Below are 16,373 nucleotides of genomic sequence, written 5' to 3'. Positions count from 1 at the left end.
GCTCAGTCGGTCAGGCGACAGCGACTTTCCGGACGGTCATAGCCCAGGGTGTCGAGCTCGGTATGCTGGTGAAGGAAGCCCTCGAACGGGGCCATGGCCACCAGGCTGTTGGGGTGGGCCAGCGGCACCGGCTGGCGCAGCTGGCCGTTCCAGTCGCGGAAGCTCAGCGGCCGGCCCTTGAAGGCGGCCAGCTCGAAGTCGTCGCCAAGCAGGTAGTCGCGCAGGGTCTCCATGTCGTCGCTGCCGGTGCGCGTCACTGCTTCACCTACGGCGCGTATTGCCGCCCAGGCGGCGTAGTCAGTTCCGGTCATGGTGCGTTCGGCCTGCTTGGCAAAGCGGTTCTGCAGCTGCGCTGCCCCCCATGCCTCGATGGCCGGGTGCCAGGCGTCCGGTGCCATGCCCTGGGTGCCTACCACCGGCCTGGGCAGCCAGGTGTTGAAGGGCACGAAGTCGCCGAAGTCGTTGCGCTCGTCGGCCACCACCACCACGTCGTAGTCGGGCCCCTGGGTGAACAGCGGCAGCTCGGCGGAGGCGTTGCGGCGCATGTCGGCCTCGAAAGTCCACTCCTTGTCGGTGACCACGTTCAAGGCGAACTTCTGCGCCGAGCGGCGGAAGGCCTCGGCCCAGGCCCGGTCGTCGTCGGTCGCGCCGCTGATCAGGAACACCGAGCGCCAGCGGCGCACGTTCAGCCACTGGGCCAGGGCATCGGTGAGCATGGCGTGGCTGGGGGCGGTGTGCAGCAGATAGGGGGAGCACTCGTCGAGACGCAGCGAGACGTCACGCGAGCCAGCGTTGAACAACAGGGCGCGGTCGCCGCTGAGCTCGCTGGCCTTGCGCAGGGTTGCCGCCGGGGTATTCAGCACGACCAGATCGATGTCGTCCTCCAGCATGTCGGCCAGAGCTTCCAGCAGCGCCTCCTCGCTGCCGAGGATGGCGCTCTCGAGCTGGTAGTTCTGGCCCATGAAGCGGCCGGTGCTCTGGTTGTCGCTGATCGCCAGCTGGGCACCCTGCAGGCCGGCGTCTTCGGGCTCGGGAGTCAGCCGGGCCAGCGCCGGCCCGCGGTCGGGCTGCCACTGCAGGTAGCCGAAGCGTACCTCCAGTGCGTCGGCCTGAACCTGGGCGGTGAGCAGGCAGGTGGCGAGAAATACGCCGCCGGCCAGGCAATGGCTAAGCGGGGACTCTTTCATGATCGGCTTCATGATCGGCTCCTGTGGGGCAGTGGAAGGTCAGGTCACTGCACGATGAAGGTGCCGGTCACACCGCGCTCTTCCAGGCCGGCACAGGCCCATTCGTAGCTGCCGGGGCGGATGGGCACGAAGAACAGCTCCGCCTCGCCCTCGCGCTCGAACTCCAGCTCGGTGAGGGTAGGGGCCTTGATCTCCACATCGCCCACCTCGATCTTGCGCAGCCAGGCATTCTTGAAGAAGGCGGGCGCCACCCAGGCGCACTCCTGCATGCCGGTGGCTTCGATCACCAGGCGGTAGGACTGGCCGGTCTCCATGTGATGTTCGCGCACCGACACGCCGAGCATGCTCTCGCCGGTGCCGATCACCAGGCGTTCCAGGCGCTCGGGGCGGGTGGCGAGATCCCCTGCCGCCAGGGCCAGGGTCGAGGAGAGGCCCAGGGCCGCAGCGAGTAGCGCCAGGCCGGCGTGACGGTAGGTGGGGCGTGCGATCGGTGAGGTGAGAGTGGCGTCAGTCATGTTCGTTGTCCTTGTTGTCATGATTAGAGTCGTGATGAGCGTGTCGTGATGTGCGTTTGCATGTAGGGGTGATAAGCAGTTCAGCACTTCGCCCGGTTTGGCCCCATGCCACCATGGGGCTCTTGTGCTCCTCCCAAGGGCGTAAGACGGGAGCAGGGCGGGAAGAGCGAACTACGACCAAGGAAGGAGGGGGAAGGGGCAGAAAGTGGCGATGCGGCTGCGCTGCGTTGTGACCAGACTCGACTCAGCCAGTCACCACAACGAGTCAATCAACACGACAAGTCAATCGCCACAACAACAGGTGCTCCCATGAACCGCATGCCTCTACCTGCCGTTTCTTCCGCCGTCCTCGTTTCCCGACGCCTTGCCGGTGTGGCGCTGCTGGCGCTGTCGCTGGGCGCCGCCAGCGCTGCCCTGGGCCATGGCGACGTCACGCCCCAGGAGGTCGACACCAAGGGCTTGCCCGATCTGGGCGAGGCGCCGCTGATGGAAAACCCCTTCCGTCCCGGCAACCAGCACGCTGACCTTCACGACGAAGCGGTTGCGGTCGGCGAGCGCGGCTACGCCGGTAACTGCGCCGTTTGCCACGGCATCCAGGCCATGTCGGGCGGGCTGACCCCCGATCTGCGCAACCTCGAGGAGTGGGACGATGAGTTCTACCTGCAGCGCGTGATCAACGGCACCGAGCGGGGGATGCCGTCGTTCAAGTCCAACCTCGATCAGACCGCCATCTGGGCGATCAAGACCTACATCGAATCGGTGACCCCCTGAGGCAACACGAGTACCGACCGATTTCCCGGGAAGGAGGAGCGCATCATGGGCAAGCGCAACTGGATCAGCGTGCTGGCGGCGTTCGGCTGTCTGCTGCTGGCTTCGCCGAGCGGGGCGGGCGAACTCTCGGCGGCAGCACTCGAAACCGCCCACGAGGTGACGCTAAGCCAGGCCAGCGCCGAGCTGCTGCGGCGCCCTGCGCTGCGCGATCTCGATGAGATCATGGCATCGGGGCACATCAACATCGGGCTCTACCAGGACTTTCCCCCCTACGCCTATCGCGATGAGCAGGGAGAGGCGCGCGGTATCGATGCCGAGATCGGCCGGGCCATCGCCGCCGGGCTGGGGGTGGAGTTTCGGCCCTTCTGGATCAAGCCTGGGAGCAGCCTGGGGCGCGACCTGGGCAACAGCGTCTCCCGCGGTCACTACCTGCGCCCCACCCAGGTGGCCGACGTGATGATGCGGGTGCCCTACGATCGCGACTTCTCCTACATGCGCGACTCCACCGGCGAGTACATCAACAAGAGCGTGGTGATGTTCGGACCCTATCAGCGCGAGCAGTGGGACATCGCCTACGATGCCGGCCGGCTCGGGAGCGAGGTCACCCTGGGCAGCTTCCGCCAGCAGCGCATCGGTGCCGAGTACGACACCCTGCCGGCCACTTATCTGACGGCCACCATGGGCGGTCAGCTGCGTGATGGCGTACGTCACTACCGCGACGTGGGAGACGCCTTCGCCGCCATGGCCAGCGGCGAGGTGGCCGGGGTCATGGCCATGCGCGGCGAGCTCGAACATTACCTGGCGCAGTATCCGCAACACGACTTCCGCCTCGCCGAGGCGGTGTTCCCGGGCATCTCCCGTCAGCAGTGGGACATCGGCATGGCGGTGCGCCACAGCCACCGTCAGTTGGGCTATGCCGTCGAGGCGATCGTCGACCGTGCGGTGCGAGAGGGCAGCCTGGACGATATCTTCCAGGCCCATGCGCTGGTCTACCGCATGCCCGACTTCTACGCCGAAATTCTCGGCCAGGCGGAGTGACGAAGATGCTCCGCTGCCTGCCTGAATCGCGCCGCGGCGTCTGGCTGCTGGCCCTGGCCTGGCTGACGAGCACGCCGGCGATAGCCGAGGTGCCGGAGGATCCCTTCCGCTCACCGATGTGGGACTACAATCTGGCCCGCTATCTGGGCGAAGGGGCCGACATCCGCCACAGCGACACGGTGGTGCTCAAGGCGCCGCCCTTCGCCGAGGATGCCACCCAGGTACCGCTGACCGTCGATCTGTCGGCGTTTCCCCATGCCGTACAGGAAGTGATTACCTGGGTCGACCTCAACCCGGTGCCACATCTCTTCACCCTGCGCCCCGAGGCAGCTGACATCCGCACCGTGGCGCTCAACTTCCGCATTCAGCAGGCATCCACCGTGCGCGCCGCGGTACGTGACGACCAGCACATCTGGCACATCGGCAGCATTCACGTCGAGGCCGCCGGTGGCGGGTGCACTGCGCCCAGCGTCACCGCCAGCAACCCCGACTGGGCGAACAGCTTCGGCCAGGTGCGCGGCGCGCTGTTCTCGCCGGCCGGCGGCATGCCCGGCAGCCGGCTCAAGGCCCAGGTCATGCATCCCATGGACTCCGGCATGGTGGCCAACATCCCCCGCTTCAACATCGAGAGCGTGGAGCTCCGGCACGCAGCGAGCCAGCAGCGCCTGGCCAGCATGACGCTGTCGGAGTCGGCCTCGGAGAACCCGCTGTTCGTCTTCGACCTGGAGCACCACGACGAGCCGGCCGGCATCGTCCTGCTGCTGCGCGACAATGGCGGCAACCTCATCGAAAGCCATCTGGGGGGATGAGCATGCGCCAGCTCCTGCTGTTGCTGGGCTGTCTGCTGATGGGGCATTTTCCCGCCCTGGCCGATGCCTATCGCTACCACCTCGAGCCGCTGGAGATCGCTCCGGGTGTGTGGGTCTTCGAAGGCGTTAACGAGGATTTTGCCCGCACCAATGGCGGCAATATCGTCAATACCGCCTTCCTCATCACCGAGGAAGGGGTGATCGTGTTCGACACCGGGCCTTCGCGACGCTATGGCGAGCAGATGCGTGAAGCGATAGAGGCGGTGACCGCGCTGCCCATCACCCATGTGTTTCTCTCGCATCACCATCCCGACCATGTGTTCGGCAACCAGGCCTTCGATGCCGACATCCTCCACGCCCTGGTGGGAACGATTCGGCTTCTTGCCGAGCAGGGCGACGACTTCGCCGACAATCTCTACCGCGCACTGGGCGACTGGATGCGCGGCACCGAGGTCGTACTGCCCACTCAGGTAGTGACCCCCGGGCGTGTGACGATCGGCGGTCGGGAGATCGAACTGATCGCCATGAGCGGGCATTCGGGGGCCGATCTGGTGCTGTTCGACCACCGGTCCGGCTTGCTGTTGGCGGCCGACATGGTGTTCTACCAGCGCGCGCTCACTACGCCACATACCCCGGGGATCGACGTCTGGCGCGAGGAGCTTCGCCAGCTCGAGGCCCTCGACTTTCGCTACCTGGTGCCTGGGCACGGGCCGGTGGTCAGCGACCGCCGAGCCTTCGCCCAGATGCAGGACTATCTCGCCTGGCTGGACGACACCCTGCGCAGCGCCGCCGCTGACGGCATGACCGCAAGCGAAGTCATGGCGCTGCCGATTCCCCAACGATTCGATGAAATTGCCGTGGCTCGTCACGAGCTGATGCGCAGCGTGGTACACCTCTACGGTCGCTATGAACTGGAAGCTCTCGAGCTGATTTCCGACGGGGGATGACACCACACCGAACCCGATTCATTACCGTTTCTAGTCGCGCATGGCTCTTGCCACTTCTCTTCCTGTCAGCAGGGAGGCGGGTGGATTTTTTGCTTTTCATGGTCCTTTTTGACTCAAGAATCGGGAAGTATTACGACCAAGTGAGGAGAGCATGTCGTCCCTGTTGGCCATGGTTGGTCCGTTACACATGGCACACATTGAGTCGTGAAGCGCCTGGCAGGAGCGGCGCTGGAGCGAATAACAATCCTGTTGATCTACTGCCCCTCCGGAGAGCGTCATGACTCAGTCATTTCCCATCGGCAAGCTGTCTCGACCGTTTGCCCTGATGGCCCTCGCCCTGGCCATTTCCGCCCAGGCCCAGGCCGTCACCTTCGACGACATGCTCAACGACCATCTCACCACCGATCAGGTGGTCACCAATGGCATGGGCCTGAAAGGCCAGCGCTACAGCCCGCTGACGACACTCAATACCGACAACGTCCATCAACTCAGGCCGGTGTGGGCCTTCTCCTTCGGCGGCGAGAAGCAGCGGGGCCAGGAGTCTCAGCCGCTGGTCAAGGATGGCGTGATGTACGTGACCGGCTCCTATTCCCGCATCTGGGCGGTGGACGCCTATACCGGTGAGCAGATCTGGCAGTACGAGGCGCGTCTGCCGGATGGGATCATGCCTTGCTGCGACGTGATCAACCGAGGTGCTGCCATCTATGGCGACAAGGTCTATTTCGGCACCCTGGATGCACGTCTGGTGGCGCTGGACCGTGAGACCGGGCGGGTGCAGTGGATCAAGCGCGTGGCCGACTATCAGGCGGGGCACTCCATCACGGCGGCGCCCATCGTCATCGACGGCAAGCTGATCACCGGGGTGGCCGGTGGCGAGTTCGGCGTGGTGGGCACGATCTTCGCCTTCGATGCCGAGACCGGCGACGAGCTGTGGACCCGACCGGTGATCGAGGGCCACATGGGCTACGTCTATGAGAACGGCGAAGCGGTGGAGCACGGCATCACCGGCGGCGAGGCCGGGCAGACCTGGCCGGGCGACATGTGGGAGCAGGGCGGCGGAGCCCCCTGGCTGGGTGGCTTCTACGATGTCGACACCCATACCCTGCTGATCGGCACCGGCAACCCGGCGCCGTGGAATTCCCACCTGCGCCCCGGCGACAACCTCTACAGCTCCTCACGGTTGGCCATCGACCCCGATGACGGCAGCATCAAGTGGCACTTCCAGGCCACGCCCAACGACGGCTGGGATTACGACGGCGTCAACGAGGTGATCTCCTTCGACTACGAAGAGAACGGCAGTCTGATCAAGGCCGCCGCCACGGCGGATCGCAACGGCTTCTTCTACGTACTGAACCGTGAGAACGGCGAGTTCATTCGCGGCTTCCCCTTCGCCGACAAGATCACCTGGGCGGAGGGCCTGGACGAGAGCGGCCGGCCGATCTTCACCGAGGGTGGGCGGCCGGGAAATCCCGCTGACGTCGAGGGCGAGCGCGGTGAGTCGGTGGCAGCCTATCCGGCCTTCCTGGGGGCCAAGAACTGGAACCCCATGGCTTACAGCCAGGACACCGGCCTTTTCTACATCCCCTCCAACGAGTGGATGATGGATATCTGGAACGAGCCGGTTTCCTACCGCAAGGGGGCGGCCTACCTGGGCGCTGGGTTCACCATCCGACCCGCCAACGACGACTACATCGGCGTGCTGCGGGCGGTCGATCCGCGTACCGGCGAAGAGGTGTGGCGTCACGAGAATCGCGCCCCGCTGTGGGGCGGCGTGATGACCACTGCCGGCAACCTGGTCTTCACCGGTACGCCGGAGGGCTATCTCAAGGCGTTCGATGCCACCACCGGCGAGGAGCTGTGGGGGTTCAATACCGGCTCCGGCGTGGTGGCGACACCGATCACCTGGGAGATGGATGGCGAGCAGTACGTTTCGGTGGTGTCCGGCTGGGGCGGCGCGGTGCCCCTGTGGGGCGGCGAGGTGGCCGAGGTGATCAAGAACTTCAACCAGGGCGGCATGCTGTGGACCTTCAAGCTGCCGCGTGAGTACGCGCAGTAAGAGGGGGCGGAAACATCGCTAGCCGGGCCGCAACCGGGCCCGGCAGGCTACTACCAAAGACCACCCCATCCTCCTTCAAATGAAGTATGGGGCAGGCCACCAAAGGGTATCTACACTGGCTACAAGACTCGCTTCCTGGCGGGCCGGTGAAGCGAGCCGGGGCAGTACCCGGCGGCGCTACCGACGACCCGAAAGCAAGCAGCCTTTCTCTGTATTGCCGAGCAAGAACAACTCAATCAGGAGCTAGCATCATGATCTACGCCAATCCCGGTCAGTCCGGTTCCGTCATCACCTTCGAACAGCGCTACGGCAACTACATCAACGGTGAGTTCGTTCCGCCGGTCAAGGGCCAGTACTTCGACAACGTCAGCCCGGTCAACGGCGAGGTGTTCTGCCAGATTCCGCGCTCCACCGCCGAGGACATCGACAAGGCGCTGGATGCCGCCCATGCCGCCGCTCCCGCCTGGGGCCGGACTTCCGCTGCCGAGCGCAGCAACATCCTGCTCAAGATGGCCGACCGTATCGAGCAGAACCTGGAGAAGCTCGCCGTCGCCGAGACCTGGGACAACGGCAAGGCGGTGCGCGAGACCCTCAACGCCGACCTGCCGCTGGCCGTCGACCACTTCCGCTACTTCGCCGGCTGTATCCGCGCTCAGGAAGGCACCGCCGCCGACATCGACGCCAACACCGTCTCCTACCACTTCCACGAGCCGCTGGGCGTGGTGGGGCAGATCATCCCGTGGAACTTCCCGCTGCTGATGGCGGTGTGGAAGCTGGCCCCGGCCCTGGCCGCCGGCAACTGCGTGGTACTCAAGCCCGCCGAGCAGACCCCGGCCTCGGTGCTCGAGCTGATGAAGCTGGTCGGCGACCTGCTGCCGCCGGGCGTGGTCAACGTGGTCAACGGCTACGGCGCCGAAGCGGGCCAGGCGCTGGCCACCAGCAAGCGCATTGCCAAGATCGCCTTCACTGGCTCTACCCCGGTGGGTGCGCATATTCTCAAGTGCGCCGCCGACAACATCATTCCCTCCACCGTGGAGCTGGGCGGCAAATCGCCCAACATCTACTTCGCCGACATCATGGACGCCGAACCGGAGTTCATCGAAAAGGCTGCCGAGGGCCTGGTGCTGGCGTTCTTCAACCAGGGCGAGGTGTGTACCTGCCCGTCGCGGGCGCTGATCCAGGAAGACATCTACGACGCCTTCATGGCCAAGGTCATGGAACGTGTGAGCAAGATCAAGCGCGGCAACCCGCTGGACACCGACGTGCAGGTCGGTGCTCAGGCCTCCCAGGAGCAGTTCGACAAGATCATGTCCTACATGGACATCGCCCGTGAAGAGGGCGCCGAGTTCCTCACCGGTGGCGACAAGGAGAGCTTCGATCCGGCCTACGACAAGGGCTATTACATCCAGCCGACCCTGCTCAAGGGCAATAACAAGATGCGCGTGTTCCAGGAGGAGATCTTCGGCCCGGTGGTGGCGGTGACCACCTTCAAGGACGAGGCCGAGGCCCTGGCCATCGCCAACGATACCGAGTTCGGTCTCGGCGCCGGCGTGTGGAGCCGCGACATCAACGTCGCCTTCCGCATGGGCCGCGGCATCCAGGCCGGCCGCGTGTGGACCAACTGCTACCACCAGTACCCGGCCCACGCCGCCTTTGGTGGCTACAAGAAATCCGGTGTCGGCCGCGAGACCCACAAGGTAGCGCTCGAGCACTACCAGCAGACCAAGAACCTGCTGGTGAGCTACGACATCAACCCGCTCGGCTTCTTCTGAGTCGGCATGTCGTGAACCACGCCGCCCGGCCCTGCCGGGCGGCGTCCTGCCTCTTTTTCGAGAGTGGCCCACCACTCCAGGCCCTGGCGATTGCGTTGATTCCGTCGCTCGGCAACTGCCGTCCGACACGACAGGAGATAAGGAGAGCAAGGCTATGGACAAGACGATGAGAGCCGCCGTGGTGCGCAAGTTTGGCGAACCGTTGGCCATCGAAGAGGTCGAGGTACCGCGTCCCGGTCCCGGCGAGGTGCTGGTCAAGATCGCCGCCTCCGGCGTGTGCCATACCGACCTGCACGCCGCCCACGGCGACTGGCCGGTCAAACCCAATCCCCCCTTCATTCCCGGCCACGAGGGTGTGGGACACGTCGCCGCCGTTGGCGCCGGGGTCAAGCACCTGAAAGAGGGCGACCGCATCGGCGTACCCTGGCTGCACTCCGCCTGCGGCCACTGCGAGCACTGCCTGGGCGGCTGGGAAACCCTGTGCGAGTCGCAGCAGAACACCGGCTATTCGGTGAATGGCGGCTTCGCCGACTACACCCTGGCGGTGGCGGACTATGCCGGCCACCTGCCGGACAACGTCGGCTTCGTCGAAATCGCCCCGGTGCTGTGCGCCGGCGTCACTGTCTACAAGGGGCTCAAGGTCACCGACACCCGCCCCGGCCAGTGGGTGGTCATCTCGGGCATCGGCGGCCTGGGTCACATGGCAGTGCAGTACGCCAAGGCTATGGGGCTCAACGTGGCCGCCGTGGACATCGACGACGCCAAGCTGGCGCTGGCCGAGCGTCTGGGGGCCAGCGTCACGGTCAACGCGGCCAAGACCGACCCGGTGGCCTATCTCAAGAAGACCATTGGTGGCGCCCACGGAGTGCTGGTCACGGCGGTGTCGCCCAAGGCCTTCGAGCAGGCTCAGGGCATGGTGCGCCGCGGCGGCACCATCTCGCTCAACGGCCTGCCGCCCGGTGACTTCCCGCTGCCGATCTTCGAGACCGTGCTCAATGGCATCACCGTGCGTGGCTCCATCGTCGGCACCCGCCAGGACCTGCAGGAATCGCTCGACTTCGCTGGCGAGGGCAAGGTCAAGGCCACGGTGAGCACCGACCGATTGGAGAACATCAACGACGTCTTCCAGCGACTTCACGAAGGCAAGATCGAAGGCCGGGTGGTGCTCGATCTGGCCAGCTGAAAGATTGCTCTCTCGTCGCCTGAGCTGGCGGCGTTCAGGCGCGACCTCGGTCGCGCCTTTTTTTGCAGCTGATTTGGGCCTAGCCGACAGACCCGCTAGCATGGACGAACATCCGTCCAAGCCACCGACGAGGAGAGTCGCCATGTGGCATCAGCAGGAGCTGCGCCTGGCGCCGCGCTCGCGCGGCTTTCACCTGATCACCGACGAGATAACCAGGGCGCTGGCCGAGTTGCGCGAGGTGAGGGTCGGCCTGCTGCACTTGCAGCTGCTGCACACCTCGGCCTCGCTGACCCTCAACGAGAACGCCGACCCGGACGTGCGTCACGACCTCGACGCCTTCCTGCGCGAGCGTATCCCGGGGGATCTGCCCTATTTCCGCCACACCCTGGAGGGGCCGGACGACATGCCCGCCCACGTCTGCGCCAGCCTGCTCGGCACCCAACTGACCCTGGCGGTGCGCGACGGCCGCTTGGCGCTGGGCACCTGGCAAGGCATCTGGCTCGGCGAGCACCGAGACCACGGTGGCGCGCGGCGGCTGATCGCCACGCTGCAGGGCGAGTAGCGCGTTTCAAGCGGCCGGCGTGGCTAGCCACTGCTCGGCCAGCCGGCGGGCCTGGGCGGGCTGGCGCACGGCGGCCAGACGACCGGCCTGACGCTTGACCCCGGCACGCTTGAGCTTGAGCACCATGCGCGCCGGCATACCGATGAAGATCAGCCCCACCTGGCGCGTACTCAGCTCCTCGACCAGCGACTGCAGGGCGACGATGGCGGTGGCATCCAGGCTCGGCACGTCGCGCATGTCGAGCATCACCACCCGCACGTCGGGGTCCACCACCCGCAGCGACGATACGGCCTTCTCCGCGGCGCCGAAGAACAGCGGTCCGTTGATGTCGTAGAGCGCCACCTGACGGGGCAGGTCGCGGCTCTCCTCGTCGAGGCCCGGTTCCAGGCGTCGCGCATGGGTCAGGTGGGCCATGCGGCGAATGAACAGCGCCGCGGCAAGGCCGATGCCGACCGCCACCGCCAGCACCATGTCGAACACCACCGTGAGCAGGAAGCAGATCACCAGGATGGCGACGTCGCTGCCCGGCGCGCTCTTCAAGGTGTGCATGAAGTGGCGCGCCTCGCTCATGTTCCAGGCGATGATGAACAGCAGCGCGGCAAGCGCCGCCATCGGCACCAGGGCCAGCACGCCCGCCAGCGCCACTACCGCCAGCAGCACGACCAGCGCATGAATCACCGCGGCCAGCGGCGAGAAGGCGCCGCTGCGCACGTTGGTGGCCGTGCGCGCCAGTGCCGCGGTGGCGGTGATGCCGCCGAAGAAAGGTGCGGCAATGTTGCCCAGCCCCTGGCCGATCAGTTCGGCATTGGGGTCGTGGCGGGTGCGCGTCAGGCCGTCGGCCACCACCGCGCAGAGCAGCGACTCGATGGCCGCCAGCATGGCGATGGCCAAGGCCGGGCCGAGCAGCTCGCGGATTAGGGCGAAATCCACCGTGAGCGGCAGACCGTCCGGCCCCGGCAGCCGCCAGGGCATCACTAGACCGGGGGCGAAGGGCGGAATGCCGCTGCCGCTCTGGCCCTGGTATTCCCAGCTGAAACGCGAAGCGATGGTCTCGATTTCCATGCCCCACCAGGTGGCGCCCAGGGCAACCAGCGTGCCCACCGCCAGTCCCACCAGCGGCGCCGGCACCGGCAGCTTCAAGCGCGGCCACAGGATCAGCGTGGCCAGCGTGATCAGGCCGATACCCAACTCGGCCGGCGCCACCCCCGGTGCGGCGCGTACGATGGCGGCCAGGTTGTGCAGTGTGCTGTCGCCGAGCTCGACGCCGTCGAGCCCGAGAAAGTCGGGCAGCTGCAGCAGCGCGATCACCACGGCGATGCCGGCGGTGAAGCCGAGCACCACCGGATAGGGCACGAACTGGATCAGGTTGCCCAGGCGCGCCAGCCCCAGCGCCACTAGGATCAGCCCTGCCATCAGCGTGGCGATCAGCAGCCCGCCGAGCCCATGACTGGCGACGATGGGGAACAGGATGACCACGAAGGCGGCAGTGGGGCCGGAGATATTGAAGCGCGAGCCGCCGGTGAGGGCGATGATGGCACCGGCCACGATGGCGGTATACAGCCCATGCTGTGGCGGCACACCGGTGGCGATGGCCAGAGCCATGGAGAGTGGCACCGCGACGATACCGATGGTCAGACCGGCCAGCAGGTCGCGCTTGAGCTCGGCCAGGCCGTAGCCTTCCCGCCAGGCGGCGAGCAGCGCACTGCCGGGCATGGGGAATCGAAAACCGGATGGGAGGCGGGAGCGGGCCATGGCGATACCGAGAGAGGTGCAAGGTAACGATAACGTTACTCCCGCATATTGCGTCGCCACAAGGCGGCCAACGTCTATGCCATGTTCAGGGAGCAAAAGAAAGCGGCGACACCGTGAGGTGTCGCCGCGCCAGGCCAAGCGAGCCGATCAGGCCGGGCTGGCGTCCGCCGGCGGCTCGCCCACCGCTCCCGGCATGGCCTGCACGCTGCCGCCCTCGTCGGCCAGGGCCAGGAAGTGCAGATGGCGCTCGTATTCCGAGAGCACGTCGGCGATCACCTGACCGCGGGTGAAGCCGTTGAGATCCTTCTCCTGGCCGCCCTCAGCCAGATAGACGTCCAACCGCACGTAGTAGTCGTCGTCCGCCGGCAGGAAGCTCGGCGTGCGCATGCGGTGCGGGCACACCTGATAGACGAAGCTGGCGGCATTCTCCAGATCCACCTGCAGGGTCAGGCAGGGCAGCGCCTCGCCTTCGAGCTGCTCCTCGCTGACATTGGCCTCCTGGCCGCGGCTCTCCAGCTCCTGGGCGAACTGTGTGAGTGCCGGACGAATGGCGTGCTCGATAGTGGCGGCAGCGCCCGCGCGGGTAGAGGTGTCCAGGGCGCGGTCGAGACGCTCGCGCCAGTCGCCGCCCGGGGCGGTGCCGGCGATGCGGCTGCGCGCTTCGGCCTTGCTGCCCTCCAGCTTCAGCGCTTTGTACATGCCGAGCATGATGGCGAATATCACCAGCGAGAAGGGCAGTGCGGTGATCACCACTGCGCTCTGCAGCGCCGCCAGGCCACCTGCCATCAACAGCGCCACCGTCACCAGGCCGATCACCGCCGACCAGAAGATGCGCAGCCTGATCGGGGCATCGTGGTTCACGTCCGACAGGATCGAGGTGAAGTTCGCCAGTACCAGCGCGCCGGAGTCGGCCGAGGTGATGAAGAAGACGATGCCGAGAATCGTCACCACTGCGGCGGTGATACCGACCCAGGGGTAGTATTCGAGCAGCGTGTACATGGTGGTCTGCGGGGTATTCAGGGCCTGTTCGCCGAGTTCGACGACGCCCTGATTGGCCACCAGTTCGATGCCGCTGTTACCGAACACCGACATCCACACCATCATGAACGCCAGCGGAATGCCCAGCGCCCCGGCAACGAATTGACGGATGGTGCGACCGCGGGAGATACGTGCCAGGACCAGGCCGACGAAGGGCGTCCAGGCGATCCACCAGCCCCAGAAGAAGATCGTCCACCACATTTTCCACTCGTTGGCCTCTTCGCCGGCGAAGGCGTAGGTGTTGAAGCTCATGGCCACGAAGCTGGAGAGGTAGTCACCGGCGTTGTTCACCGCCATGTCGAGCAGTTGCAGGGTATGACCCTGGAACAGCACGAACAGCAGCAGCGCGAGCGCCAACAGCATGTTGAACTCCGATAGCCGGCGGATGCCCTTCTCCACCCCACTGACCACCGAGATGGTCGCGAGTACCACTACCAGCGCGATCAGGACGACCTGCACCGAGAGGCTCTCGGGCACGTCGAACATGTAGGCCAGGCCGTAGTTGAGCTGCATCACGCCGATACCGAGGCTGGTAGCGATGCCGAACACGGTGGAAATCACCGCGGTGATGTCCACGGCGTTGCCGATGGGGCCGTGGATGCGCTTGCCCAGTAGTGGGTAGAGTGCGCTGCGGATGGCCAGCGGCAAGCGGTGGCGGTAGCTGAAGTAAGCCAGCGCCATGCCCATCAGCACGTAGAGCCCCCAGCCGGAAAGCCCCCAGTGCATGAAGGTCTGGACCACGGCGGCGCGCATCGCCTCCTGGCTTTCGGGAGGCAGCTCCGGCGGCATCAGGTAGTGGGCCACCGGCTCGGCGACGCTGAAGAACAGCAGGTCGATGCCGATGCCTGCGGCGAACAGCATGGCCGCCCAGGAGAGCGTCGAGAACTCTGGTCGCGAGTGATCGGGACCGAGACGGATGCGGCCGAAGCGCGACATACCGATGGCAATCACGAAGACCAAGTAGACCAGCACCGCCAGCATGTAGTACCAGCCGAAGGTTTCGCTGACCCAGGCCAGGCCGGCGTCGAAGAAGGCGCCGGCCTGATCGGTGAAGGTCATGGTGAGGACGAGGAAGACCAGTATGCCGGCCATCGAGCCGTGGAAGACCACGGGGTTGAGCCGATCGCGACGCTCGCTGGGTAGGTTCTGCGCCATGTAGGCGAACTCCATTCCGAAGTGAATGAACCCTTCCGCCAATCCCTGTCGAGACGCGCTCTAGATTGTTTCTCGACAATCGAAAGCACGCCTGAGGACCACTCAATGTTTCAGACCTGACGGGGCCGTCGGCGACTACCGAAGCCGAAAGGAGATCGTTCGTACGCCGCTGCGGCGGAATTGGATGATGGCGTCAGGGCTGACAACTTCATGGCGGAAAGCCGCTCTTATTTTTGAATGAACGTTCAAATAAAATACGCGCTTTGCCTGTGCCCTTCAACCCTGCGTTAACAGATTCGGGCGAAACGTTAACTGAGCCTACGCAAAGTTCGCTTGCAGGCTTACTTACCCCAGCTATACCTGATGTAACCGACTGCAAGTCAGGGAACACGCACGCTATGCCAGTATCGGCATGGATGCTTTCGGGAAGACCGCTCGGACCGGTGCCGGCTCGAGCGGGTAAGAAGTACAACGATAACGATTGTTTCCGGAGTATCTGATGGCTCATGAAAAGAAAGCGCCCGCGGCCCAGGCCGGCGGGCAGAGCGCCAGCGACAGCAAATCCACCACCGACACCTCGCGTCGTCGTTTCCTCACGGGATCGGCAGCGGCCGTGGGGGCCGGGGCGGCCGCCGCGGTGGGCTTCCCCAGTATCGCCGTGGCTCAGACCACTACGCTGCGCTTCCAGAGCACCTGGCCCAACCAGGATATCTTCCACGAGTTCGCTGCCGACTACGTGCGCATCGTCAACGAGATGTCCGGCGGTCGCCTGCGCCTCAACCTGCTGCCGGCCGGTGCCGTGGTCGGAGCGCTGCAGTTGCAGGATGCGGTGATCTCCGGCGCGCTCGACGGCGGCCATGGCGTGACGGCCTACTGGTACGGCAAGCACAAGGCCTTCTCGCTGTTCGGCACGCCACCCCCCTTCGGTTGGGATGCCCATCAGTTCCTTGCCTGGTACTGGACTGGAGGCGGTATGGAGCTCTACGGCGAACTGCTGGAGATGCTCGAGCTGCCGCTGGTGGGCTACCAGACCGGCCCCATGCCGACTCAGGCGCTGGGCTGGTTCAAGGAGCCGATTCGCAGCGCCGACGACCTGCGCGGGCTCAAGTACCGCACCGTGGGCCTGGCGGCGGACCTGATGCGTGAATTCGGTGCAGCCGTGACCATCATGGGCGGTGGCGATATCGTGCCGGCCATGGATCGTGGCCTGCTCGACGGCGCCGAGTTCAACAACCCCTCGTCGGACCGGCTGCTCGGCTTCCCCGACGTCAGCAAGACCTGGATGCTGCGCAGCTATCACCAGGATTGCGAGGCCTTCGAGATCATCTTCAACAGGAACCGGCACGACAGCCTGCCCGAGGAGTTCCAGGCCATTCTGCAGTATGCCGCCAAGGCGGCCTCTTCCGAGATGTACTGGAAGGCCATGGAGCGCTATCCGCGCGATCTCAACGGTATGCGCGAACAGCAGGAGCTATGGTGATTTCTGGTGTATGGGAGGAGGTAGGAAGGGTGGCGTATCCTGTTGATTGATCACGACCAAGATCTCAATCAACATGAGTGGATACGCCATGACCGATTCTACCCTCCG

General features: G+C 65.4%; 13 protein-coding genes. 9 read left to right on the top strand and 4 right to left on the bottom strand.

What is annotated here, in order from left to right:
- Positions 1–2: 2 nt before the first annotated feature.
- Both HOP58_RS21925 and HOP58_RS21920 read right to left on the bottom strand, forming a co-directional pair.
- Positions 3–1,187: an ABC transporter substrate-binding protein gene (locus HOP58_RS21925; RefSeq protein WP_234261715.1), complete on the bottom strand. Its 1,185-nt coding sequence runs from the start codon at positions 1,185–1,187 to the stop codon at positions 3–5.
- Between the two features lie 44 nt (positions 1,188–1,231).
- The gene (locus tag HOP58_RS21920) at positions 1,232–1,702 is read right to left on the bottom strand and encodes a copper-binding protein (RefSeq protein WP_234261714.1); all 471 of its coding nucleotides are present in this window, start codon (positions 1,700–1,702) and stop codon (positions 1,232–1,234) included.
- 309 nt (positions 1,703–2,011) lie between these two features.
- Here HOP58_RS21920 and pedF point away from each other — a divergent pair, with 309 nt between their 5' ends.
- From pedF to HOP58_RS21880, 8 genes are all read left to right on the top strand, one after another.
- Positions 2,012–2,473 carry a cytochrome c-550 PedF gene (gene pedF / locus HOP58_RS21915; RefSeq protein ID WP_234261713.1) on the top strand — a complete coding sequence of 154 codons (462 nt, stop codon included), beginning with the start codon at positions 2,012–2,014 and terminating at the stop codon, positions 2,471–2,473.
- Between the two features lie 45 nt (positions 2,474–2,518).
- Positions 2,519–3,511, top strand: a complete 993-nt coding sequence (locus HOP58_RS21910) for a transporter substrate-binding domain-containing protein (RefSeq protein WP_234261712.1) — start codon at positions 2,519–2,521, stop codon at positions 3,509–3,511.
- Between the two features lie 5 nt (positions 3,512–3,516).
- Positions 3,517–4,320: a quinoprotein dehydrogenase-associated SoxYZ-like carrier gene (locus tag HOP58_RS21905; RefSeq protein WP_234261711.1), complete on the top strand. Its 804-nt coding sequence runs from the start codon at positions 3,517–3,519 to the stop codon at positions 4,318–4,320.
- A gap of 2 nt (positions 4,321–4,322) precedes the next feature.
- Positions 4,323–5,267, top strand: a complete 945-nt coding sequence (locus HOP58_RS21900; RefSeq protein ID WP_234261709.1) for a quinoprotein relay system zinc metallohydrolase 1 — start codon at positions 4,323–4,325, stop codon at positions 5,265–5,267.
- 277 nt (positions 5,268–5,544) lie between these two features.
- On the top strand, positions 5,545–7,323 hold the full coding sequence (locus HOP58_RS21895; RefSeq protein WP_234261707.1) for a methanol/ethanol family PQQ-dependent dehydrogenase: 1,779 nt from the start codon (positions 5,545–5,547) through the stop codon (positions 7,321–7,323).
- A gap of 251 nt (positions 7,324–7,574) precedes the next feature.
- Positions 7,575–9,095: an aldehyde dehydrogenase family protein gene (locus HOP58_RS21890; RefSeq protein ID WP_234261705.1), complete on the top strand. Its 1,521-nt coding sequence runs from the start codon at positions 7,575–7,577 to the stop codon at positions 9,093–9,095.
- 154 nt (positions 9,096–9,249) lie between these two features.
- Positions 9,250–10,278, top strand: coding sequence for an alcohol dehydrogenase AdhP (gene adhP, locus HOP58_RS21885; protein ID WP_234253569.1), 1,029 nt, complete (start codon positions 9,250–9,252; stop codon positions 10,276–10,278).
- Positions 10,279–10,420: 142 nt separating this feature from the next.
- A complete protein-coding gene (locus tag HOP58_RS21880) occupies positions 10,421–10,840 on the top strand; it encodes a secondary thiamine-phosphate synthase enzyme YjbQ (RefSeq protein WP_234253571.1) in 420 nt (139 codons plus the stop codon).
- Between the two features lie 6 nt (positions 10,841–10,846).
- Here the strand turns inward: HOP58_RS21880 and dauA are convergent, their stop codons facing one another.
- Both dauA and betT read right to left on the bottom strand, forming a co-directional pair.
- A complete protein-coding gene (dauA, locus tag HOP58_RS21875) occupies positions 10,847–12,553 on the bottom strand; it encodes a C4-dicarboxylic acid transporter DauA (RefSeq protein ID WP_234253572.1) in 1,707 nt (568 codons plus the stop codon).
- A gap of 186 nt (positions 12,554–12,739) precedes the next feature.
- Positions 12,740–14,785, bottom strand: coding sequence for a choline BCCT transporter BetT (gene betT, locus HOP58_RS21870; RefSeq protein ID WP_234261703.1), 2,046 nt, complete (start codon positions 14,783–14,785; stop codon positions 12,740–12,742).
- Between the two features lie 499 nt (positions 14,786–15,284).
- Between betT and HOP58_RS21865 the strand changes: the two genes are divergently transcribed.
- Positions 15,285–16,265 carry a TRAP transporter substrate-binding protein gene (locus tag HOP58_RS21865; RefSeq protein WP_234261701.1) on the top strand — a complete coding sequence of 327 codons (981 nt, stop codon included), beginning with the start codon at positions 15,285–15,287 and terminating at the stop codon, positions 16,263–16,265.
- The last annotated feature ends 108 nt before the right edge of the window (positions 16,266–16,373 follow it).

The organism is Halomonas sp. MCCC 1A11062 (genome assembly GCF_021404355.1).
Taxonomy (GTDB): Bacteria; Pseudomonadota; Gammaproteobacteria; order Pseudomonadales; family Halomonadaceae; genus Halomonas; species Halomonas aerodenitrificans.
This window is presented reverse-complemented; position numbering and strand designations above follow the sequence as displayed.